The sequence below is a fragment of the Streptomyces sp. NPDC015125 genome (assembly GCF_043080045.1).
GTDB lineage: Bacteria > Actinomycetota > Actinomycetes > Streptomycetales > Streptomycetaceae > Streptomyces.
This window is the reverse complement of record NZ_JBIBVF010000001.1, coordinates 388,715-410,149: the sequence shown is the minus strand read 5'-3', so window position 1 is coordinate 410,149 and position 21,435 is coordinate 388,715. Positions and strand designations below refer to the sequence as shown.

The following is a 21,435-nucleotide window of genomic DNA, read 5'->3' as shown; positions in this document are numbered from 1 at the left end:
CCGGGGAGACAGGCCCCAGGGCCCCCTGTGTGCGGACGCCGACCCGGTCGGCCCGCATACCGCGCCCGAACGCCCCGCCGCGCCTACATTGGGACTACGTCCCCGTACGAGGCCCGGAGCAAGCGATGCCTGCCACCACCGCGTCACCCCGTAACGAGACCCCGGCCGACCCCTCCCGGGCGGCCGAGCCCGCGACCGCAGGGGCGGCCGAGACCGCCGAGGACCGCGCACGGGCCGCTGCCCGTGACGCCGTCACCCGGCCGGCCGGCGCCCCGGACTTCGCCGCCCTGCTGCACCAGGACCCCGAGATCGCCGGCGTACTGCTCGGTGAGAGCGCCCGGCAGAGCGACGGGCTGCAGCTGATCGCCGCGGAGAACTTCACCTCACCGGCCGTCCTCGCCGCCCTCGGCTCCCCGCTGGGCAACAAATACGCCGAGGGCTACCCGGGGGCCCGGCACCACGGCGGCTGCGAGATCGTCGACCTCGCGGAGCGGATCGCCGTGGAACGCGCCAAGGCCCTTTTCGGCGCCGAACACGCCAACGTCCAGGCACACTCCGGCTCTTCGGCCGTGCTGGCCGCCTACGCCGCCCTGCTGCGCCCCGGTGACACCGTCCTGGCCATGTCCCTCCCGCACGGCGGGCACCTCACCCACGGCTCGCCCGCCAACTTCTCCGGCCGCTGGTTCGACTTCGCCGGCTACGGCGTCGACGAGGAGACCGGGCTGCTGGACTACGACGCGATCCGCGAGCTGGCCCGCGCCCGCCGCCCCAAGGCCATCGTCTGCGGCTCCATCTCCTACCCCCGGCACATCGACTACGCCGCCTTCCGGGATATCGCCGACGAGACCGGCGCGTATCTGATCGCGGATGTCGCGCATCCGCTCGGGCTGATCGCCGGGGGAGCGGCGCCCAGCCCCGTCCCGTACGCGCATGTGGTGTGCGGAACCACACACAAGGTGCTGCGCGGGCCGCGCGGCGGGCTGATCCTGTGCGGCGAGAAGCTGGCCGAGCGCATCGACCGCGCGGTGTTCCCCTTCACCCAGGGCGGTGCGCAGATGAACGCGGTCGCGGCCAAGGCGGTCGCCTTCGGGGAGGCCGCCACACCCGCCTTCGGCGCGTATGCCCATCAGGTCACCGCCAATGCCCGCGTGCTCGCCGGAGCACTGGCCCGACAGGGCCTGACGATCACCACCGGTGGCACCGATACCCATCTGATCACCGTCGATACCGCTCCCCGCGGCCTGGATGCACGCACCGCCCGGGGGCGGCTGGCCGCCGCCGGGATCGTGCTGGACACCTGCGCGCTGCCGTGTGCCGAGGCCCCCGACGACGTCGCGGCCCGCCGGACCGGCCTGCGGCTGGGCACCGCCGCGGTGACCACGCAGGGGATGGGCGAGGCGGAGATGACGGTGGTCGCCGAGCTGATCGTGGCGGCACTGGAGGAGGACGGTACGGCCCGCTCCAGGACCGTCGCTTTGGTCCATGGCTTTCCGCCTTATCCCGATCACGGGTGACGGCGGGAACCATCCGCCGACGCCAGGCGTCTCTTCCTGTATTCACGGCCAGGGGGCTGACACGCATAGGGTGTGGGGCTGTGATGGCCAGCTATACCAATGGGGCAGCCCGTGCGTGAATACCTGCTGACGCTGTGCGTCACGGCCGCGGTGACCTACCTGCTGACCGGGCCGGTACGGAAGTTCGCGATCGCGGCCGGTGCGATGCCGGAGATCCGTGCGCGTGATGTGCACCGCGAGCCGACACCGCGGCTCGGCGGTATCGCCATGTTCGGCGGACTGTGCGCCGGCCTGCTGGTCGCCTCGCACCTGACCAACCTCAAGAGCGTCTTCGAGAACTCCAACGAGCCCAGGGCGCTGCTCTCCGGCGCCGCCCTGATCTGGATCCTCGGTGTCCTGGACGACAAGTGGGGCGTGGACGCCCTGGTCAAGCTCGGCGGCCAGATGATCGCCGCGGGTGTGATGGTCCTCCAGGGCCTGACGATCCTCTGGATCCCGATCCCCGGCGTCGGCACGGTCTCGCTGACCCCGATGCAGGGCACCCTGCTGACCGTCGCCCTCGTGGTGATCACCATCAACGCGGTGAACTTCGTCGACGGCCTGGACGGTCTCGCCTCCGGCATGGTGTGCATCGCCGCCGCGGCGTTCTTCATGTACGCGTACCGGATGTGGTTCGGCTACGGCATCGAGGCGGCCGCGCCGGCCACGCTGTTCTCGGTGGTCCTGATGGGCATGTGCCTGGGCTTCCTGCCGCACAACATGCACCCGGCGCGGATCTTCATGGGCGACTCGGGCTCGATGCTGATCGGCCTGGTGATGGCCGCGGGCGCGGTCTCGGTGACCGGCCAGGTCGACCCGGACCTGCTCAATGTGAAGGCGGGCGGTCTGCGTGAGGCGACCCACGCGATGGTGCCGGTCTACATCCCGCTGCTGCTGCCGCTGACGATCATCGCGGTCCCGGTCGCCGACCTGGTCCTGGCGATCGTGCGGCGTACGTGGAAGGGCCAGTCGCCGTTCGCGGCCGACCGCGGCCACCTGCACCACCGACTGCTGGAGATCGGGCACTCGCACAGCCGGGCCGTGCTGATCATGTACTTCTGGTCGGCCCTGATCGCCTTCGGGGCGGTCGCGTACTCGGTGAACAACGCCAGCATGTGGATCGTGCTGGGCATCGTGCTGCTGAGCGCGGTCGGGCTGGTGCTGCTTCTGCTGCCGCGCTTCACCCCGCGCACGCCGCGCTGGGCGGAGTGGATGGTGCCGCCGCGCTACCGCCGGGTCTCCCGTGCAACGACGCCCGAGGCGCCGGCCGCGGAGTGGGACGGGGAGAGCGACGTCGCCCCGGAGGAGGAGCGGGAGCCGGTTCCGGCGGGCGTCAACGGGGCCACCGCGATCGGCGACCGCTCACGCTTCGTGGAACACCGCAGGGCGGACAGTCACCACTGATCCGCGGTTTTGATCGCCCGAACGTGCGACGAGAATCGGGATCGTTGACCTCATACCAGACAAAAGACTGGCTGTCAGTGCACCAACGCGCACGTTCACGCTCAGGTGTGACAGGGTCCACACGAACCAGGTAAAGACCTCATCAAATAGTTTGTGATACCGTTCACGAAACCCGGCGATAGAGCCGAAGGGGCACAGCGCGACTGCCCTTGGGCTGCAGGTTCCGCCTCAGGCCGGGTCTACGCTCGTCCATGACGACACACCCCACATCTTTTGCCGGAGCGCCGCCATGCAGTCGAATGACGCCCGACTACTCCTTCACGCCGTTGTGCCCACCCTCGCCATCGGCGTCATCGCCGTTGCCGTGAGCGCTGCGGTCGCCGGTGTGAAGGGAGTGATCGGTGCTGTCGTCGGCACGGTGCTGGTGGTGCTCGTGATGGGGGCCGGCCTGGCCGTTCTGCAGAAGACCGCGAGGAATCTGCCTCAGCTGTTCCAGATGATGGGGCTGCTGCTCTACACCACGCAGATCCTGTTCGTGCTGGTCTTCCTGATCGCGTTCAAGGACACAACCCTCTTCGACACCAAGGCATTTGCGGTCACATTGCTCGGCGCCACTCTCGTATGGATCGCGGCGCAGACCCGCGGTCATATGAAGGCGAAGATTCTGTACGTGGATCCCGACTCCGCCGAGCCGAAGAAGGCGGAGACGGCGGGGTCGCCGACGTGACACGTAGGGCCGAGATAAAAGCCCTCTTGCGGGCCTGCTATCGTCCGGTTTCAACTGCGGCACAGTTGGCGCAGGCGGCTGAGCTCCCGGGTTCCACTCGATGGAACGGGCAGTTCTCGCGGCCGATGCCTGTGATGTGGCCGGGCCCAGCGCCCGCCAGCCGCCCCCTAATCCGTAAGACCAGTCCAGTGCCGCTCCGTGGCTCAACGCCGCGCCGACACAACGAGGTTGCCGTACCCATGCGCCACGCTGAAGGAGCTCGCGGTGAGTGCTGAAACGATGCTCGCCTTCGAGACCGACTGCCACATCTTCTCCGGGTGCGGCTTCCCAGCTCCCGGGCTTCATTCGTTCGTCTTCAAGCCGCTGTTCACCATCAACGGCTTCGAGTTCAACAAGATCATGCTGCTGGCGCTGCTCAGCACCGTCGTGGTCGTGTGGTTCTTCTGGGCGGCGTTCGGCAAGGCCAAGGTGGTCCCGGGCAAGCTGCAGATGATCGGCGAAGCGGGCTATGACTTCGTACGCCGAGGGATCGTCTATGACGCTCTCGGGAAGAAGGAGGGCGAGAAGTACGTCCCCTTCATCGTCTCGCTGTTCTTCTTCGTCTGGATCATGAACCTGTGGTCGATCGTTCCGGTCGCCCAGTTCCCGGTGACGTCGGTCATCGCCTTCCCGGCCGGTCTCGCCGCGATCGTCTACATCACGTGGGTCTCCCTGACCTTCAAGAGGCACGGCTTCGTGGGTGCGCTGAAGAACTTCAGCGGCTACGACAAGTCGCTCGGCCCGGTCCTGCCGATGCTGATCGTCATCGAGCTCCTCTCGAACCTGATCATCCGGCCCTTCACTCACGCGGTACGGCTCTTCGCGAACATGTTCGCCGGTCACCTCCTGCTGCTGATGTTCACCATCGGCACCTGGTACCTGCTGAACGGCATCGGCATCGTCTACGCCGGCGCCTCGTTCGTGATGACCATCCTGCTGACGGCGTTCGAGCTGTTCATCCAGGCCGTCCAGGCGTACGTCTTCGTGCTCCTGACCGCGAACTACCTCCAGGGCGCGCTCGCCGAGCACCACTGAGCCCCCGCTTTCCCAGCCCCTATAGACGCCCGGTGGCCAACCCCCACCGGTCCGTGAAAGAGAAGGAAGTAACGGCATGTCCGCTGCTCTCGAGACTGTCAACCTCGCCGCCGGCGTCACCGGCAACCTCGGCTCGATCGGTTACGGCCTCGCCGCGATCGGCCCCGGCGTCGGCGTCGGCATCATCTTCGGTAACGGCACCCAGGCCCTGGCCCGCCAGCCCGAGGCCGCCGGCCTCATCCGCACCAACCAGATCATGGGTTTCGCCTTCTGTGAGGCGCTCGCCCTGATCGGCATCGTCATGGGCTTCCTCTTCAGGGCCTGACGGACCGCTGCAAACCCCTGACAGACGGAAGGCACTGATGTGAACGCCCTGGTGAACATGGCGGAGGAGGTTCCTCAGAACCCCCTGATCCCGGAGCTTCCAGAGCTGGTCATCGGCCTGATCGCTTTCTTCATCGTCTTCGGCTTCCTGGCCAAGAAGCTCCTCCCGAACATCAACAAGGTTCTGGAAGAGCGCCGGACGCTCATCGAAGGCCGCATGGAGGAAGCCGAGGCGAATCAGGCCGAGGCTCAGCAGGTGCTCGCGGACTACCGTGCGCAGCTCGCCGACGCCCGCCACGAGGCCGCGCGTCTGCGCCAGGAGGCGCAGGAGCAGGGCGCGACGCTCATCGCCGAGATGCGCGTCGAGGGCCAGCGGCAGCGTGAGGAGATCATCGCTGCCGGTCACGCCCAGATCGAGGCGGACCGGAAGCAGGCTGCGCAGGCGCTGCGCCAGGACGTGGGCAAGCTCGCCGTCGACCTGGCCGGCAAGCTCGTCGGGGAGTCCCTCGAGGACCACGCCCGGCAGAGCCGGACCATCGACCGCTTCCTCGACGACGTCGAGGCCAAGGCGGCTTCGGACGCGACGAAGGCTGAGGCCGGACGATGAACGGAGCGAGCCGCGAGGCACTCGCCTCCGCACGCGAGCAGTTCAACGCGCTGACGGATGACACCTCCGTCGACGCCGCGAAGCTCGCCGAGGAGCTGGCTGCCGTCACCGCTCTGCTCGACCGCGAGGTGTCGCTGCGTCGGGTCCTGACCGACCCGGCGCAGGGCGCCGAGGCGCGTGCCGAACTGGCCGGACGACTGCTCGGCAACCAGGTGGGCGGCCCGGCCGTCGACCTGGTGTCCGGCATGGTCCGCGCCCGCTGGTCGCGTTCGCGTGACCTGACGGACTCGCTCGAGGAGCTGGCCTACAGCGCCGACCTGGTCGCCGCGCAGCGGGCCGGTCAGCTCGACGACGTCGAGGACGAGCTCTTCCGGTTCGGCCGGATCGTCAGCTCCAACGGCGAGCTGCGCGGTGCGCTGACCGACCGGAACGCGACGGTCGCGGCCAAGACGGAGCTGCTGCGTACGCTGCTGGGCGGCCGGGCCAACCCGGTCACCGAGCGCATCGTGATCCGTCTTGTCGTACAGCCGCGGGGCCGTAGCCTGGAAGCGGGGCTCGACGCCCTCTCCAAGCTGGCGGCGAGCCGCCGGGACCGGATGGTCGCGGTGGTCACCTCCGCGGTGCCCCTCAGTGAAGGGCAGCGGCAGCGCCTGGGCGCTTCCCTGGCGCAGCTGTACGGACGGCAGGTCCACCTGAACCTCGACGTGGACCCCGAGGTCCTCGGCGGAGTCCAGGTCCGGATCGGCGACGAGGTCATCAACGGAACCATCGCGGCACGCCTCGAAGAGGCGGACCGGCGGATGGCCGGCTGACCCGGCCACACCAACTCAAGAGCTGCACAACCGGCGGTCAGGCGCCGGACCAGCCGGCCGGACCACGAGGTCCGGCTGCGGTCCGGACGAAGCCCCGGGGACCAGCACAAGCATGACGGCGGCCCGAGTTGGGCCGTAAGCGGAAACCCCCTGGGGGACAGACCCCCGGACACCCGCAAGTAACTTCGGGCCCAACAAGGAGAGCAGGGAACCCAGATGGCGGAGCTCACGATCCGGCCGGAGGAGATCCGGGACGCGCTGGAGAACTTCGTCCAGGCGTACAAGCCGGACGCGGCCTCGCGCGAGGAGGTCGGCACGGTAAGCGAGGCCGGAGACGGCATCGCGAAGGTCGAGGGCCTTCCCTCGGCAATGGCGAACGAGCTGCTGAAGTTCGAGGACGGCACGCTCGGTCTTGCGCTGAACCTGGAAGAGCGCGAGATCGGTGCGGTGATCCTCGGTGAGTTCAGCGGCATCGAGGAGGGCCAGCCGGTGCAGCGCACCGGTGAGGTGCTCTCGGTCGCCGTGGGCGAGGGCTACCTCGGCCGCGTCGTCGACCCGCTGGGCAACCCGATCGACGGCCTCGGCGAGATCGAGTCCGAGGGCCGCCGCGCCCTGGAGCTGCAGGCTCCGGGCGTCATGGTCCGTAAGTCGGTCCACGAGCCGATGGAGACCGGCTACAAGGCCGTCGACTCCATGGTGCCGATCGGCCGTGGCCAGCGTCAGCTGATCATCGGTGACCGCCAGACCGGCAAGACCGCCCTGGCCGTCGACACGATCATCAACCAGCGCGACAACTGGCGCTCGGGCGACCCCAAGAAGCAGGTCCGCTGCATCTACGTCGCCATCGGCCAGAAGGGCTCCACCATCGCGTCCGTGCGCGGTGCGCTGGAGGAGGCCGGCGCCCTGGAGTACACCACCATCGTCGCCGCCCCGGCGTCCGACCCGGCGGGCTTCAAGTACCTGGCGCCCTACACCGGCTCGGCCATCGGCCAGCACTGGATGTACCAGGGCAAGCACGTCCTGATCGTCTTCGACGACCTCTCGAAGCAGGCCGACGCCTACCGCGCCGTCTCCCTGCTGCTGCGCCGTCCGCCGGGCCGTGAGGCCTACCCGGGCGACGTCTTCTACCTGCACTCGCGTCTGCTGGAGCGCTGCGCCAAGCTCTCCGACGAGATGGGCGCCGGCTCGATGACCGGTCTGCCGATCGTCGAGACCAAGGCGAACGACGTGTCGGCGTTCATTCCGACCAACGTCATCTCCATCACCGACGGCCAGTGCTTCCTGGAGTCGGACCTGTTCAACGCGAACCAGCGTCCCGCGCTGAACGTCGGTATCTCCGTCTCCCGTGTCGGTGGCTCGGCCCAGCACAAGGCCATGAAGCAGGTCTCCGGCCGGCTCCGCGTGGACCTCGCCCAGTACCGCGAGCTGGAGGCGTTCGCCGCCTTCGGTTCGGACCTGGACGCGGCCTCCAAGCAGCAGCTGGAGCGCGGTAAGCGGATGACCGAGCTGCTCAAGCAGAGCCAGTACGCTCCGTACCCCACCGAGGACCAGGTCGTCTCCGTCTGGGCCGGCACCAACGGCAAGATGGACGACGTCCCGGTCGAGGACATCCGCCGCTTCGAGCGGGAGCTCCTCGACCACCTGCACCGGGAGAAGAAGGACCTGCTGACCAGCATCGTCGAGGGCGGCAAGATGTCCGACGACACCATCGGCGCGATCTCCGAGGCCGTCGACGGCTTCAAGCGGCAGTTCGAGACCTCGGACGGCAAGCTGCTCGGCGAGGACGCCCCGGCCGGCACCAGCAAGTGACGACGGAAGGGACCTGATCCATGGGAGCCAAGCTCCGGGTCTACAAGCGTCGCATCCGCTCCGTCACCGCGACCAAGAAGATCACCAAGGCGATGGAGATGATCGCCGCCTCGCGCGTCGTCAAGGCGCAGCGCCAGGTGGCGGCGTCGACGCCGTACGCGAGTGAACTGACCCGCGCGGTGACAGCGGTTGCCACGGGCTCGAACACCCAGCACCCGCTGACGACGGAGGCGGAGCGTCCCTCGCGGGCCGCGCTGCTGCTCATCACGAGCGACCGTGGTCTGGCCGGCGGCTACTCCTCCAACGTCCTCAAGGCCGGCGAGAAGCTCACCGAGCGGCTCAAGGCCGAGGGCAAGGAGGTCGACGCCTACATCGTCGGGCGCAAGGGTGTGTCGTACTACAGCTTCCGCGAGCGCAAGGTCGTGGAATCGTGGACCGGCTTCACCGACAGCCCCACGTACGCGGACGCCAAGGCGATCGCCGCACCGCTGATCGACGCTGTCCAGCAGGACACCGCCGAGGGCGGCGTGGACGAACTCCACATCGTCTTCACCGAGTTCATCTCGATGATGACGCAGACGGCGGTCGACGACCGGCTGCTGCCGCTCAGCCTCGACAAGGCGGCGGCGGAGTCGGAGGAGTCGGCCAAGGGCGAGATCCTTCCGCTGTTCGAATTCGAGCCGTCGGCCGAGGACGTCCTCGACGCCCTGCTTCCGCGGTATGTCGAGTCGCGGATCTACAACGCGCTTCTGCAGGCCGCCGCCTCCAAGCACGCCGCCACGCGTCGTGCGATGAAGTCGGCGACCGACAACGCGGAAGAGCTCATCAAGTCGCTCTCGCGGCTTGCCAACGCGGCCCGACAGGCCGAAATCACCCAGGAAATCAGCGAGATCGTCGGTGGCGCCAGTGCTCTGGCCGACGCGACCGCGGGGAGTGACTGACCACTATGACCACCACTGTTGAAACGGCCACGGCAACGGGCCGCGTCGCCCGGGTCATCGGCCCGGTCGTCGACGTGGAGTTCCCCGTCGACGCGATGCCGGACATCTACAACGCGCTGACCGTCGAGGTCGCCGACCCGGCCGAGCAGGGCAAGCTCAAGACCCTGACCCTCGAGGTCGCCCAGCACCTGGGCGATGGCCTGGTCCGCGCGATCTCCATGCAGCCCACCGACGGTCTGGTCCGCCAGGCCACGGTGACCAACACCGGCACCGGGATCACCGTCCCCGTCGGTGACATCACCAAGGGCAAGGTGTTCAACACCCTCGGTGAGATCCTGAACAAGCCGGAGGCGGCGTCCGAGGTCACCGAGCGCTGGGCGATCCACCGCAAGGCTCCGAGCTTCGACCAGCTCGAGTCCAAGACCGAGATGTTCGAGACCGGCGTCAAGGTCATCGACCTGCTGACCCCGTACGTCAAGGGCGGCAAGATCGGTCTGTTCGGTGGTGCCGGTGTCGGCAAGACCGTTCTGATCCAGGAAATGATCTACCGCGTGGCCAACAACCACGACGGTGTGTCGGTGTTCGCCGGTGTCGGCGAGCGCACCCGTGAGGGCAACGACCTCATCGAGGAAATGACGGAGTCCGGCGTCATCGACAAGACCGCGCTGGTCTTCGGTCAGATGGACGAGCCGCCGGGCACCCGTCTCCGCGTCGCCCTGGCCGGTCTGACCATGGCGGAGTACTTCCGCGATGTGCAGAAGCAGGACGTGCTCTTCTTCATCGACAACATCTTCCGGTACACCCAGGCGGGTTCCGAGGTGTCGACCCTGCTCGGCCGGATGCCCTCCGCGGTGGGTTACCAGCCGAACCTGGCCGACGAGATGGGTCTCCTCCAGGAGCGCATCACCTCGACGCGTGGTCACTCGATCACCTCGATGCAGGCGATCTACGTCCCCGCGGACGACCTGACCGACCCGGCGCCGGCCACCACCTTCGCCCACCTGGACGCGACGACCGTGCTGTCGCGCCCGATCTCGGAGAAGGGCATCTACCCGGCGGTCGACCCGCTGGACTCGACGTCCCGCATCCTGGACCCCCGCTACATCTCGCAGGACCACTACGACTGCGCCTCGCGCGTCAAGACGATCCTGCAGAAGTACAAGGACCTCCAGGACATCATCTCCATCCTGGGCATCGACGAGCTCGGCGAGGAAGACAAGCTCACCGTCTACCGCGCCCGTCGTATCGAGCGGTTCCTGTCGCAGAACACCCACGTGGCGAAGCAGTTCACCGGTGTCGACGGCTCGGACGTCTCGCTCGACGAGTCGATCACCGCGTTCAACGCGATCGCGGACGGTGACTACGACCACTTCCCCGAGCAGGCGTTCTTCATGTGCGGTGGCATCGAGGACCTGAAGGCCAATGCCAAGGAGCTGGGCGTCTCCTGACCCCGGCACGGTCCCGGGGGCGGCCCTGGCCGCCCCCGGTCCCTACGACCACTAGTATTTGACCCAACATCTGCCGAGCCAGGCAGGTGGAGACCCGAGGAGCCATCGTGGCTGAGCTGCACGTCGAGTTGGTCGCCGCGGACCGTCAGGTCTGGTCCGGCAAGGCCAGCCTGGTCGTCGCGCGCACCTCGTCGGGCGACATCGGCGTCATGCCCGGACACCAGCCGCTGCTCGGCGTGCTGCAGTCGGGCCCGGTGACGATTCGTACGACCGGCGAGAGCGGGGACGGCACCGTCGTCGCCGCGGTGCACGGCGGCTTCATTTCGTTCGCCGACAACAAGCTGTCTCTGCTCGCGGAGATCGCGGAACTGTCGGACGAGATCGATGTCCAGCGCGCGGAGCGGGCCCTGGAGCGAGCGAAGTCGGCGGCCGACGAGGTCGCCGAGCGTCGCGCCGATGTCCGGCTGCGTGCGGTGACGGGCGTTCACTGAGCCCCGTCACCGACGAGATCGATCCTCAGCCGCGGGCTGCCCGGAGTTGTCCGGAGCGGCCCGCGGCTGAGGCAATGCAGATGCGTTACTCTCCTCCACGCCCGACCGGCGCGGGGGAACCCCCATCGAGGCGAGGAGGTCGGTCGAGATGGTCCTCGCTCTGCTTGTGAGCGGCGTGGTCGTGGTACTGGTGCTGCTGGGGCTGTTCGTCTTCGGACTGAGGCGGCGGCTCATCCAGCGGTCCGGTGGCACCTTCGACTGCAGTCTGCGCTGGCACGTGCCGGAGAACGAGACCGGTGGCAAGGGCTGGATCTACGGTGTGTCGCGCTACAACGGCGACCGGGTCGAATGGTTCCGGGTGTTCTCGTACGCGCCCCGGCCGCGCCGTCTCCTGGAGCGCTCCGCCATCGAGGTCCTGGAGCGGCGCACCCCGCAGGGTGAGGAAGAGCTGGCGCTGCTCTCCGACTCCGTCGTGCTCGCCTGCCGGCACCGCGGTACCCGCCTGGAGCTGGCGATGAGCGAGGATGCGCTCACCGGCTTCCTCGCCTGGCTGGAGGCGGCACCGCCCGGCCAGAGGGTCAATGTGGCCTAGAAAAACGCCCCTCGCTGGATGGGGGTACCCCCGGACGAAGTCTGGGGGAGGGTCAATGTGGCCTGAATCGGGGGGCCAGGGGAAGAGGCTCTGACCCCGCCGCGTTGTGGCCCTGCAAGGGGGCCGTGCATCCCCTACGGGATGTGTGCGGTGGCCCCCTACGGGCAGTCCCGTCCGCCTACGGGCAGTCCCGTCCGCCTACGGGCAGTCCCGTCCGCCTACGGCGCCGGCCCCTCCCGTCCTCCTCCGGCCGGTCCCGTCCCGTCCCGTACGTACGGTCGCACCCCTCTGCGGGCCCGCCCTCCTACGGCCCGTCCACTCCCAACTCCTGTGCCAGTACGGCCGCTTGCACCCGGCTGCGCAGATCCAGCTTTGCCAGCAGCCGGCTGACATGTGTTTTCACGGTGGCCTCCGCCATGGCCAGCCGCAGCGCGATATCGGCGTTCGACAGCCCCCGCCCCAGACACCCCAGCACCTCCCGCTCGCGTGGCGTCAGCGCGTCCAGGACCGCCGGATCCGGTGCCTCGCCGTCCCGGGCAGGCCGCCGGAGGGCCGTACGCGGGCTGGCGAACTCCGCGATCAGCCGCCGGGTCACCGCCGGAGCGATCAGCCCCTCGCCGGACGCCACGGTACGCACCGCGGTCAGCAGCGCGGCCGCGTCGCTGTCCTTGAGGAGAAAGCCCGCCGCCCCCGCGCGTAGCGCCCCGAAGACATATTCGTCCAGGTCGAAGGTGGTCAGCACCAGCACGTCCGCCAGCTTCTCGGAGACCACCTGCCGGGTGGCGGAGACCCCGTCGAGGCGGGGCATCTGGATGTCCATGAGGACGAGGGCGGGCCGCAGCTCGCGGGCGAGCCGTACCGCCTCCTCGCCGTCCTCGGCCTCCCCGACCACCTCGATGTCGGGGGCTGAGCGCAGGATGAGGACCAGCCCGGCCCGTACGGCGGACTGGTCCTCGGCGACGAGAACCCGGATCGGCTGCGCGTCGGCGCCTGTCATCGTTGTTCTTCCTCCTCGGCGGCGGGCAACGCTGCCCGCACCAGCCAGACTCTGCCGGCCGGCCCGCTCTCCGGGCCGGCCTCGAATGCTCCGCCCAGCAGGGCGGTCCGCTCGCGCATCCCGACCAGGCCGGTGCCGGAACCGGGCGCACGGGGGCCGGGACGGTCGGCGAACGGGCTGCGGACGGCGACGGTGAGCGCCCCGCCGCGGTCATGGGCGATGCGCACCCGCACCTGGCCGGGCGCGGCGTGCTTGAGCGCGTTGGTCAGCGACTCCTGGACGATGCGGTACGCGGCCAGCGCGACCGGCGCCGTGGGCTTCGGACCGGCTCCGGGCCCGTCCGGGCTCCGGGCGTCCTCCAGCTCGAAGGTCAGTCCGCTGCTGCCGCCGCTCGTACGGGCCTGGTCGATCAGGGCGTCCAGCCCGTCGAGCGTGGGGGTCGCGGCGGGCTCCTCGTCCCGGTCGGCCGTCTTCGGGTCCCGCAACAGCCCGATGAGACGGCGCATTTCGGCCAGACCTTGCACGCTGTTCTCCCGGATCACCCCGAGTGCCTCGCGGGTCGCCGACGGGTCGTCGATGGACTGCGCGGCGGTGGAGTGGATGGCGATGGCGGACAGATGGTTGGCGACCATGTCGTGCAGCTCGCGTGCCATCCGTGCCCGCTCGCCGACCACGGCCTGCGTCCGGTCGATCTCGGCCAGCAGCGCGATCTGCTCGGCCCGCAGCTGTGCGGCCTGCGCGGCCTCGCGGTGATTACGGATGATGATGCCGGTCCAGGCCGGGGCGATGGTGACCAGCGCGATGCTGATGATGACCAACACGACCTGCGGGTTCTGCCAGGCCGCGGTCAGTGCGATGGCCGACAGGACGGTGACCAGGACGGAGTGCAGCGGGATCCGGCGGGCCGCGTTCGCCGGTCCGTAGAGCACCGCCGCATAGACCACGTCCGTGAACATCAGGACGGTGGCGACCAAGGTGCCGGCACCGATGTCCAGCGCCAGGGCCGGCACCGCTAGGGCCAGCGCCGTCATCGGCGCCGTACGGCGCATCAGCTCCGCCACCGACATCGCGGTGAGCGCGACCAGGGTGAGCGAGGGGGGCAGCCCCAGATGCGAGGGCCCGCCGTGCAGATTCATCGCCCAGAGCAGCAGCCCGCCGAGCAGACCGCCGCCCGCGATGAGCACATCGAGACGGTGCGGCCGGCCGGGGGCGGCGGGGGATCTGGCGGTCACCCCTCCATCAAACACGGCGCGGGGGCCCGCTGCCTCCACGTCCGGGGGATCCCCGTCAGCCATGCGCTACATCGAAAGATGCAGTCCCGGATCATCGCGCGCGACGACGTGGCGGGCGGCGGCCGCTGGAAGGCTTGAGGTGTTCGGTGGAGAGCCCTGAAAGGAGACGCCGTGATCGTCGTGCTGATCATCGCCTGCGAGGTCGGTTTCTGGGTGCTGCTGGCCCTCGGCCTGGCGCTGCGTTACCTGGCCAAGATGCCGCGGACCGGTGCGGCGGTGCTCCTGATGGAGCCGCTGCTGGAGCTGGTCCTGCTGATCGTCACGGCGATCGACCTGAAGAACGGCGCACCGGCGGACTGGAAGCACGGGCTGGCCGCCGTCTACATCGGCTTCACGGTCGCCTACGGCCACTACACGATCAAGTGGGTCGACGGGCACTTCGCGCACCGCTTCGCGGGCGGCCCGCCGCCGGCCAAGCCGGGCTACGGCATGGCCCGCGTCAAGCACGAAGGGAAGCTGTGGCTGCGCACGGTGGTGATGGCGGTGGTCGCGTGCGGGCTGCTGCAGGCCGCGATCTGGTACGTGGGTGCCGGCGGTGACACCACCTCGCTGCGCGAGTGGCAGGGCACCTCACTGAAGATCGTCAGCATCCACGGCCTGATCGCGCTGAGCTACCTCGTCTGGCAGAAGAAGGACCCCCGCGGCCGGACTGCGGTCCCCGAGGAAGCGGCCCGGCCGGAGCAGAAGACGCTCCGCTAGGCCGCGTCCGCGCCGTCCGGCAGGCCGCCGCTCAGGGCTCCCCGCCGCTCAGCGCTCTCCGCCGGGCACCCACAGCACGTCCCCGACCTCCTTGTTGGCCGTACGGGCCAGGATGAACAGGAGGTCGGAGAGGCGGTTGAGGTACGTGGCCGTCAGTGGGTTCATGGTCTCGCCGTGCTCCTCGAAGGCGGCCCAGGTCGAGCGCTCCGCGCGGCGGACGACCGTGCACGCCTGGTGCAGCAGCGCGGCGCCGGCCGTACCGCCGGGAAGGATGAAGCTGCGCAGCTTCTCCAGCTCCGCCAGGAAGCGGTCGCAGTCGGCCTCCAGCTTGTCGATATAGCTCTGCTCGACGCGCAGCGGCGGGAATTCGGGGTTCTCCACCACCGGTGTCGACAGATCCGCGCCGACGTCGAACAGGTCGTTCTGCACCCGCAGCAGCACCGCCGCGACGTCCTCGGGGAGCGAACCGAGCGCCAGGGCGACGCCGATCGCCGCGTTGGCCTCGTTGGCGTCCGCATACGCCGAGATCCGCGAATCCGTCTTGGCGGTACGGCTCATATCGCCCAGGGCGGTGGTGCCCTTGTCGCCGGTGCGGGTGTAGATGCGCGTCAGATTCACCATGGGGGCGAGCCTACGCCGCGGACCTGCGCAAGGCCCGGGTGCAATAGGTCACGGAGAGCGTGGCGAAGGCGGCCGCCACCAGCACGCCGTAGAGCATCGCCGAGGAGGCGTAGGAGCCGACGAACGCCCCCGCACCGCGTCCACGAGGTAGCGGAACGGCATGAAGTGCGAGAGCACATCGAGCCACTTGGGCCCCAGCGCCGGCGCGTACGACAGCGAGGCCGGCGCCACGGTCAGCAGGCGATGCACGCAAAGCCGATGTGGATGCCGGGCAGCGGTGCCCGCTGCCCCATGGCCGGCGCGGCCAGCACCAGCAGCACCGCCTGGTACCTGCGGCAGCAGCCCCACCTCAACCTGGAGGAAACCCTCCGGGGGGAGACCGGCGCCCCCGCCGACGACCGCTGCCGGGCCTGATGGCGGGCCAGATCGGCTGGGTGCACCAGAGTCTGATGGGCTGGATCGCCCAGCAGATGCTCGCGGGACGCAAGCCCGCCGAGGCCTCCCGCGATGCCCTCGTTCTCCTCGATGAGATGGCGGAACTGCTGGGGGAGAAGGTCCTCAACTACGCCGTACGGGTGACCGACTGACGGCGGGCTGTCCGGATCGCGCCCCGCCCAAAGGCCCCGTCGGTGTGACGTCCGTCATCTGAGACGTGACGCGCATCTCTTACCCTCCAAACGATCGCTTACGAGCGCTAACGTCACCCAGGACCGTCAAATGCACAGGGTGTGAGGGGACAGCAGTGGCAAAGAAGCTCGCCGTCATCGGGGCCGGACTCATGGGGTCCGGTATCGCGCAGGTCTCCGCCCAGGCGGGCTGGGACGTGGTTCTTCGCGATGTGACGGACGGGGCGCTGGCCCGGGGCAAGGGCGGTATCGAGGCCTCGTTCGAGAAGTTCGTCGCCAAGGGCAAGCTGTCGGCGGCCGACGCCGAGCAGGCGCTGGCCCGCATCACCACCACGACCGACCTGGAGGCCGCCGCCGACGCCGATATCGTCGTCGAGGCCGTCTTCGAGCGGATCGACGTCAAGCGCGAGATCTTCCAGTCGCTGGACAAGCTCGTCAAGGACGAGGCGGTACTGGCCTCCAATACCTCGGCCATCCCGATCACCAAGATCGCCGCGGTCACCTCCCGTCCCGAGCGGGTCGTCGGCACGCACTTCTTCTCGCCGGTGCCGATGATGCAGCTGTGCGAGCTGGTCCGCGGCTACAAGACCAGCGACGAAGCCCTCGCCACCGCCCGGCAGTTCGCCGAGTCGGTCGGCAAGACCTGCGTGGTCGTCAACCGCGATGTGGCCGGCTTTGTCACCACGCGCCTGATCTCGGCGCTGGTCGTCGAGGCCGCCAAGCTCTACGAATCGGGCGTGGCCAGCGCCGAGGACATCGACACCGCCTGCAAGTTGGGCTTCGGCCATGCGATGGGACCGCTGGCCACCGCCGACCTGACGGGCGTCGACATCCTGCTGCACGCCACCGACAACATCTACACCGAGTCCCAGGACGAGAAGTTCGCACCGCCGGAGATCATGCGGCGAATGGTCGATGCGGGCGATATCGGTCGCAAGAGTGGGCAGGGCTTCTACGAGCACTGAGGCCGCGTCAGCCCCCTCGGGCCGACGGTGTCGCCCCGAGGGGTGAATTCGGTATCGGTTCGCTTACAGGCGGCAACCTCGCCGCATGAGAGGCAGTCAGTTCTGTAGACGTCCAGGCGTCACCACCCATGACATCGGGGAGCGCATATGCACATCAGGGGCGACCACGCCGAGCTGGTTGTCGGGGGCCGCCTCGACGTCCGCAGCGCGGCGGACGCCCGTACGGCCCTGCACGCCGCCGTCGACTCCGGTCGGGGCGATCTCGTGCTGGACCTGACCGAGCTGGATTCCTGGGACGCCACCGGCCTCGGCGTGATCATGGGCGCGCACCGCCGCGCCGGCCGGGTGGGCCGCAGGCTGGTGCTGCGCGGAGTGCCGCCCCAGATGCAGCGCCTGCTCGTCGCCACCCGGCTGCACCGCATCCTCGCCATCGAGGGTGGCATCGAAGCGGAATCGCTTCCCCGGGTGTGAGACAGGCGCGGGGAGCCGCCCGGTGGCCCGCACGCGCGTCCGGGCCCCCGGGCGATCAGGATCGCACCCAAAGCGTGACGAAGGCTGAAGAGCCGAGAGCGAGAAATGTCGCAAACCGCGTGATACCGACCAATCCAGGAAGTTCCGGTCAGGACCGGCCCCCGGCGGTGCACCGGCCCGCTCTCCAGGTCTAAGGTTCGGTTCCCGCCCGTATGTCGTCATCCGCGGCGGGCACCGGACCAGACGCGACGGCTGAGGACGACCTGCCGGAGCCGGGGGAGTGCGGACGGCCGGAAGCGCAGTCGGCACGCCAGATCTGGGAGCTTGCAGCATGGACCCGAACACCCACCGGGGACCTGAGGAGTACGGCGAGCAGGGCAGCCCTGCCGAGCCGCCGGCCCCCGCGTTCGGCGGCGCGCGGAGCGGCTCAGGCGGACTCGCCCGCGTCGTCCGGCTCGTCTCGGGCGCCTACCTCGTCACCGTCAACCCCGTCGACGGCAGCGAAATAGAGCCCTGCCCGCCCGGGGAGCGTCCCGAGGCCCCCGGCAGGCTCGACCCGCCGGAACGCGCCGCGGCCGCCCGTGCCGCCGCACCCCCGGTGCCCCCGGGCCCGCCCGGGTCCGCCGGACACCAGGCCGTGCTCGAAGAGCGCACCGAGGACACCGAACGCCTGGTCCGGCTGCTCTCCCGCGGCCGCTCGGTACGCGTCACCGGTCCCTCCGGCTCGGGCCGCACCCGGCTGCTGGACGCCGTCGCCACCGCCTGCGCCGACCTCGCCCCCGACGGCGTCATCCGGCTCTCCGGCTACCACCGCACCGCCACCGACCTGCTGTACGGGCTGTTCGCCGCCGTCTACCGGGCCCCGCAGCACCGACCCGACCGGCCCGAACTGCTGCGCAGGATCGCCGAGATCGGCGCCATCGTCGTCCTGGACGACCTGGAATTCGGCGGCGCCGCGCTCGACGAACTGCTCGACGCCACCCCCGAGTGCGCCTTCCTGATCGCCGCCACTCCCGACGTCGCGGCCCCCAGTCCCGGCTCGCACCTCGAAGAGGTCTTCCTCGGCGGTCTCGGCCGCACCGGCTGCGCCCGGCTGCTGGAGCGCGCCGTGGACCGGCCGCTCACCGACGACGAGGAGGCCTGGTCCGCCGACCTCTGGTTCGAGTCCGAGGGGCTGCCGCTGCGCTTCGTCCAGGCCGCCGCCCTGCTGCGGCAGCGGGACCGGATGCGGGGTGCACCGGGGGCCCTCGACGACGGCTACGGCCTCTTCCCCGAGGAGGGGGCGGCCGGCACCGGCACATCGGTCGGCACCGGCACATCGGCCGACGGCGGCACCGCTGCCGGCACCGACACCGGCACCGCGGCCGACGCCGCCGCCGAACCCGGTGAGCAGGCCGAGGTGCCCTTGCCGTCCCTCGGCGAGGCCGCCGCCCCCGCCCCGCTGCTCGCCTCGCGGCTGGGCGCCGCCGCCCAGGAGACGCTGCGCTTCGCCGTCGCCCTCGGCGGCGAGCTGCCCCACCAGGCGCATCTGCCGGCCCTCACCCAGGACACCCACGCGGACGCCGCCCTCGGCGAGCTGCTGGCCTGCGGCCTGATCACCCCGGTCGGCAGTCACTACCGGCTCGCCGCCACCGTCCAGGAGCAGTTGGAGGCGGCCGGTTACGCGGAGGGCGCCGCCGCACGGGCGCACACCGCCGCTCAGCACTACGCCTGGTGGGCCGGTCACCCCTCGGTCACGCCCGAGCGGGCCGCCGCCGAGTCCGATGTGGCACTGGCAGCCATGGGTGCACTGACCGGAAGCCGGGAGAGCGGGCACGCCAGCGCGGCCGTGCTGCTCGCCCGTACGGCCGCCCCGGCGTTCGCCGCCGCCCTGCAGTGGAACGCGTGGGAGCGCAGCCTGCGGCACGGCCAGGAGGCCGCGCGGCTGGCCGGGGAGGTCGCCGAAGAGGCCTACTTCCACCACGAACTGGGAGTCCTGGCACTGTGCACCGGCAGCCTGGACCGGGCGCGCGCCGAGCTGGAGGCGTCCATCGGGCTGCGCGGGGTGCTCTCCGACCGCAATGGCGCGGTGGCCGGACGGCGGGCCCTGGCGCTGGTCACCGACCGTTCGCGGGCCGAAGCGGCCGCGGCGGCCACCACGGTGCTCCCGCAAGCGGCCGCCGCGTCCTCCGTATCGTCACCGGGCGCGCTGAAGAAGCCGGCCGCCACACCGCGCGACGGCGCCTCGACCGCCAAGCTGCGGGCGGCACGCGCCGAGGGGACCGCGGCCACGATCGTCGCCCGGGGCGCCTCGGCGAGCGCCGCCACCACGGACGTCCCGGCCGTGACCGGGAGCGGCGCCAAGACCGGCAAGGGCACGCTGCGGGTGTTCGGCGGGGCGCGCCGCAATGTCGTGGCCGCGGGCGCCGGCGCACTGCTGGCGGCCGTCCTCGGCACCGTCGTCACCCTCGGGGCGACGGGCGGTGACCACCCGCACGACGACAAGGTCAGCACGGAACAGACCACGGACGACGGCGACAGCAGCGAGTTGCCGGCCGAACAGCCCGCTACGGGCTCCAGCCTGCCGCCCACCGGCCCCGGCACCTCCCGGCCCGGCACCCCCGCCCACTCCGCGAGCCCGTCCCCGTCGACCAGCGGCCCCGCCACCAGCGCCTCGCCCACCGACCCCGGCACCGGGCCCACGGGCCCCACGACCGGCCCGACCGAGCCGACCGGGCGCCCCACCACGCCCACCGGCCGGCCGACCCATACGCGCCCGCCGACCGACGACCCGACGGACCCGACGCCGACGGACGACCCGACGGACCCGTCGCCGGATCCGACGCCCACGGACGACCCCGGCACGGGCAAGCCGACGACACAGAGCCCGTCGCAGTCGGCCGCCCACCCCTCCGGCAGCTCCTCCAGTGGTCGTGGCACCACGCCCTCCGGCAGCTCCTCCGGCGGCAGTGGCACCACTCCGTCCGGCGGATCACCCGCGACGGGCGCCGGCACACCGTCGAACGGAACGGCTCCCTCCGACTCCGGTACGCAGAGCGCCCCGGCCGCCTGACGGCCCCGCAACATCCCGGCCGACGGCCGGGCAGCAGACAGTGTGAGGGCCCGGTACACGTACCGGGCCCTCACACTGTGTGCGTACCGGCGGCCGCCGCTCCCGGGGCCGCACGGGGCGTCAGAACAGCCGGAGCTTGTCGTCCTCGATGCCACGCAGCGCGTCATAGTCCAGGACGACGCAGCCGATACCGCGGTCGGTGGCCAGCACCCGCGCCTGCGGCTTGATCTCCTGCGCCGCGAAGATGCCCTTCACCGGCGCCAAGTGCGGGTCACGGTTGAGGAGTTCGAGATAGCGGGTGAGCTGCTCGACTCCGTCGATCTCACCACGCCGCTTGATCTCGACGGCGACGGTCTGGTTGTCGGCGTCCCGGCACAAGATATCCACCGGGCCGATGGCAGTGGGGTATTCACGCCGAATCAGCGAGTATCCCTCGCCCAAGGTTTCGATCCGGTCCGCGAGCAGCTCCTGGAGGTGCGCCTCCACCCCGTCCTTGATGAGTCCCGGGTCGACGCCGAGCTCGTGCGAGGAGTCGTGCATGACCTCCTCAAGGGTGATGATCAGCTTCTCGCCCCCCTTGTTCTCGACCGTCCACACCTCCCCGTCGCCCTCCTTGAGAGTGCAGGGCGGCGACATCCAGTTGAGGGGTTTGTAGGCCCGGTCGTCCGCGTGAATGGAGACGGAGCCGTCCGCTTTCACCAGGATGAGGCGAGGGGCCGAGGGGAGATGGGCGGTGAGCCGGCCCGCGTAGTCCACGGAGCAGCGGGCGATGACGAGACGCATGGGGCGAAACGCTACTCGACCGGAGGCCCCCCACGCGATTCGCCCTGGATCACTGTGCCTTTACGGGGGAAATCCCCGCACCCCCGGCGCTCACCAATGGCCGGTTGTATGTGCAATCTCCTGGTGCGGGCCTCTTGTGCGGCATAC

General features: G+C 70.1%; 21 protein-coding genes and 1 pseudogene. 17 read left to right on the top strand and 5 right to left on the bottom strand.

The genetic code is table 11. The features are described from left to right. Positions 1 to 125: 125 nt before the first annotated feature. The 12 genes from glyA (at position 126) to ACF088_RS01680 (ending at position 11,782) form a co-directional block, all read left to right on the top strand. Positions 126 to 1,514 carry a serine hydroxymethyltransferase gene (gene glyA, locus ACF088_RS01735; RefSeq protein ID WP_392373388.1) on the top strand — a complete coding sequence of 463 codons (1,389 nt, stop codon included), beginning with the start codon at positions 126 to 128 and terminating at the stop codon, positions 1,512 to 1,514. Between the two features lie 99 nt (positions 1,515 to 1,613). Further along, a complete protein-coding gene (locus tag ACF088_RS01730) occupies positions 1,614 to 2,957 on the top strand; it encodes an MraY family glycosyltransferase (protein ID WP_392373387.1) in 1,344 nt (447 codons plus the stop codon). A gap of 289 nt (positions 2,958 to 3,246) precedes the next feature. Beyond that, a complete protein-coding gene (locus tag ACF088_RS01725) occupies positions 3,247 to 3,684 on the top strand; it encodes a hypothetical protein (RefSeq protein ID WP_392373386.1) in 438 nt (145 codons plus the stop codon). A 279-nt stretch (positions 3,685 to 3,963) separates the two neighbouring features. Further along, on the top strand, positions 3,964 to 4,758 hold the full coding sequence (gene atpB, locus ACF088_RS01720) for a F0F1 ATP synthase subunit A (RefSeq protein ID WP_392373964.1): 795 nt from the start codon (positions 3,964 to 3,966) through the stop codon (positions 4,756 to 4,758). 76 nt (positions 4,759 to 4,834) lie between these two features. Further along, the gene (gene atpE / locus ACF088_RS01715; protein ID WP_266733451.1) at positions 4,835 to 5,083 is read left to right on the top strand and encodes an ATP synthase F0 subunit C; all 249 of its coding nucleotides are present in this window, start codon (positions 4,835 to 4,837) and stop codon (positions 5,081 to 5,083) included. 39 nt (positions 5,084 to 5,122) lie between these two features. Continuing rightward, complete coding sequence (locus ACF088_RS01710; RefSeq protein WP_392373385.1) at positions 5,123 to 5,689, top strand: F0F1 ATP synthase subunit B; 567 nt, start codon at positions 5,123 to 5,125, stop codon at positions 5,687 to 5,689. Further along, positions 5,686 to 6,501, top strand: coding sequence for a F0F1 ATP synthase subunit delta (locus ACF088_RS01705; RefSeq protein ID WP_392373384.1), 816 nt, complete (start codon positions 5,686 to 5,688; stop codon positions 6,499 to 6,501). The genes ACF088_RS01710 and ACF088_RS01705 overlap by 4 nt, the downstream gene beginning before the upstream one ends. A 216-nt stretch (positions 6,502 to 6,717) precedes the next feature. Further along, positions 6,718 to 8,310: a F0F1 ATP synthase subunit alpha gene (gene atpA / locus ACF088_RS01700; protein WP_392373383.1), complete on the top strand. Its 1,593-nt coding sequence runs from the start codon at positions 6,718 to 6,720 to the stop codon at positions 8,308 to 8,310. 20 nt (positions 8,311 to 8,330) lie between these two features. Further along, positions 8,331 to 9,251 (top strand): F0F1 ATP synthase subunit gamma, encoded by a 921-nt coding sequence (locus tag ACF088_RS01695; protein ID WP_392373382.1) that lies wholly within the window; start codon positions 8,331 to 8,333, stop codon positions 9,249 to 9,251. Between the two features lie 5 nt (positions 9,252 to 9,256). Beyond that, on the top strand, positions 9,257 to 10,699 hold the full coding sequence (gene atpD, locus ACF088_RS01690; protein ID WP_392373381.1) for a F0F1 ATP synthase subunit beta: 1,443 nt from the start codon (positions 9,257 to 9,259) through the stop codon (positions 10,697 to 10,699). 107 nt (positions 10,700 to 10,806) lie between these two features. Then, a complete protein-coding gene (locus ACF088_RS01685) occupies positions 10,807 to 11,190 on the top strand; it encodes a F0F1 ATP synthase subunit epsilon (RefSeq protein ID WP_392373380.1) in 384 nt (127 codons plus the stop codon). A gap of 148 nt (positions 11,191 to 11,338) precedes the next feature. Next, positions 11,339 to 11,782, top strand: coding sequence for a DUF2550 domain-containing protein (locus ACF088_RS01680; protein WP_392373379.1), 444 nt, complete (start codon positions 11,339 to 11,341; stop codon positions 11,780 to 11,782). Between the two features lie 304 nt (positions 11,783 to 12,086). Here ACF088_RS01680 and ACF088_RS01675 read toward each other — a convergent pair whose 3' ends face one another. After that, the gene (locus ACF088_RS01675; RefSeq protein WP_392373378.1) at positions 12,087 to 12,779 is read right to left on the bottom strand and encodes a response regulator; all 693 of its coding nucleotides are present in this window, start codon (positions 12,777 to 12,779) and stop codon (positions 12,087 to 12,089) included. Next, positions 12,776 to 14,074 (bottom strand): sensor histidine kinase, encoded by a 1,299-nt coding sequence (locus ACF088_RS01670; RefSeq protein WP_392373377.1) that lies wholly within the window; start codon positions 14,072 to 14,074, stop codon positions 12,776 to 12,778. The genes ACF088_RS01675 and ACF088_RS01670 overlap by 4 nt, the downstream gene beginning before the upstream one ends. Positions 14,075 to 14,182: 108 nt before the next feature. Here ACF088_RS01670 and ACF088_RS01665 point away from each other — a divergent pair, with 108 nt between their 5' ends. Next, a complete protein-coding gene (locus tag ACF088_RS01665) occupies positions 14,183 to 14,770 on the top strand; it encodes a hypothetical protein (protein ID WP_392373376.1) in 588 nt (195 codons plus the stop codon). 48 nt (positions 14,771 to 14,818) lie between these two features. Here ACF088_RS01665 and ACF088_RS01660 read toward each other — a convergent pair whose 3' ends face one another. Continuing rightward, a complete protein-coding gene (locus tag ACF088_RS01660; protein ID WP_168481394.1) occupies positions 14,819 to 15,391 on the bottom strand; it encodes a cob(I)yrinic acid a,c-diamide adenosyltransferase in 573 nt (190 codons plus the stop codon). A 10-nt stretch (positions 15,392 to 15,401) separates the two neighbouring features. Continuing rightward, positions 15,402 to 15,720, bottom strand: a pseudogene (locus ACF088_RS01655) (ABC transporter permease); the annotation flags it as partial. Between the two features lie 84 nt (positions 15,721 to 15,804). On the opposite strand from ACF088_RS01655, the gene ACF088_RS01650 reads away from it, so the two are divergent. The 4 genes from ACF088_RS01650 (at position 15,805) to ACF088_RS01635 (ending at position 20,505) form a co-directional block, all read left to right on the top strand. Then, positions 15,805 to 15,978, top strand: a complete 174-nt coding sequence (locus tag ACF088_RS01650; RefSeq protein ID WP_392373375.1) for a hypothetical protein — start codon at positions 15,805 to 15,807, stop codon at positions 15,976 to 15,978. A gap of 155 nt (positions 15,979 to 16,133) precedes the next feature. Next, positions 16,134 to 16,982, top strand: a complete 849-nt coding sequence (locus ACF088_RS01645) for a 3-hydroxyacyl-CoA dehydrogenase family protein (RefSeq protein WP_392373374.1) — start codon at positions 16,134 to 16,136, stop codon at positions 16,980 to 16,982. A gap of 147 nt (positions 16,983 to 17,129) precedes the next feature. Further along, positions 17,130 to 17,453: an STAS domain-containing protein gene (locus ACF088_RS01640; RefSeq protein WP_086718276.1), complete on the top strand. Its 324-nt coding sequence runs from the start codon at positions 17,130 to 17,132 to the stop codon at positions 17,451 to 17,453. 331 nt (positions 17,454 to 17,784) lie between these two features. Beyond that, entirely contained in the window at positions 17,785 to 20,505 is a 2,721-nt protein-coding gene (locus ACF088_RS01635) for an ATP-binding protein (RefSeq protein ID WP_392373373.1), read from the top strand. A gap of 120 nt (positions 20,506 to 20,625) precedes the next feature. On the opposite strand, the gene nucS is transcribed toward ACF088_RS01635, so the two are convergent. Continuing rightward, a complete protein-coding gene (nucS, locus tag ACF088_RS01630; RefSeq protein ID WP_042148800.1) occupies positions 20,626 to 21,288 on the bottom strand; it encodes an endonuclease NucS in 663 nt (220 codons plus the stop codon). Positions 21,289 to 21,435: the final 147 nt, after the last annotated feature.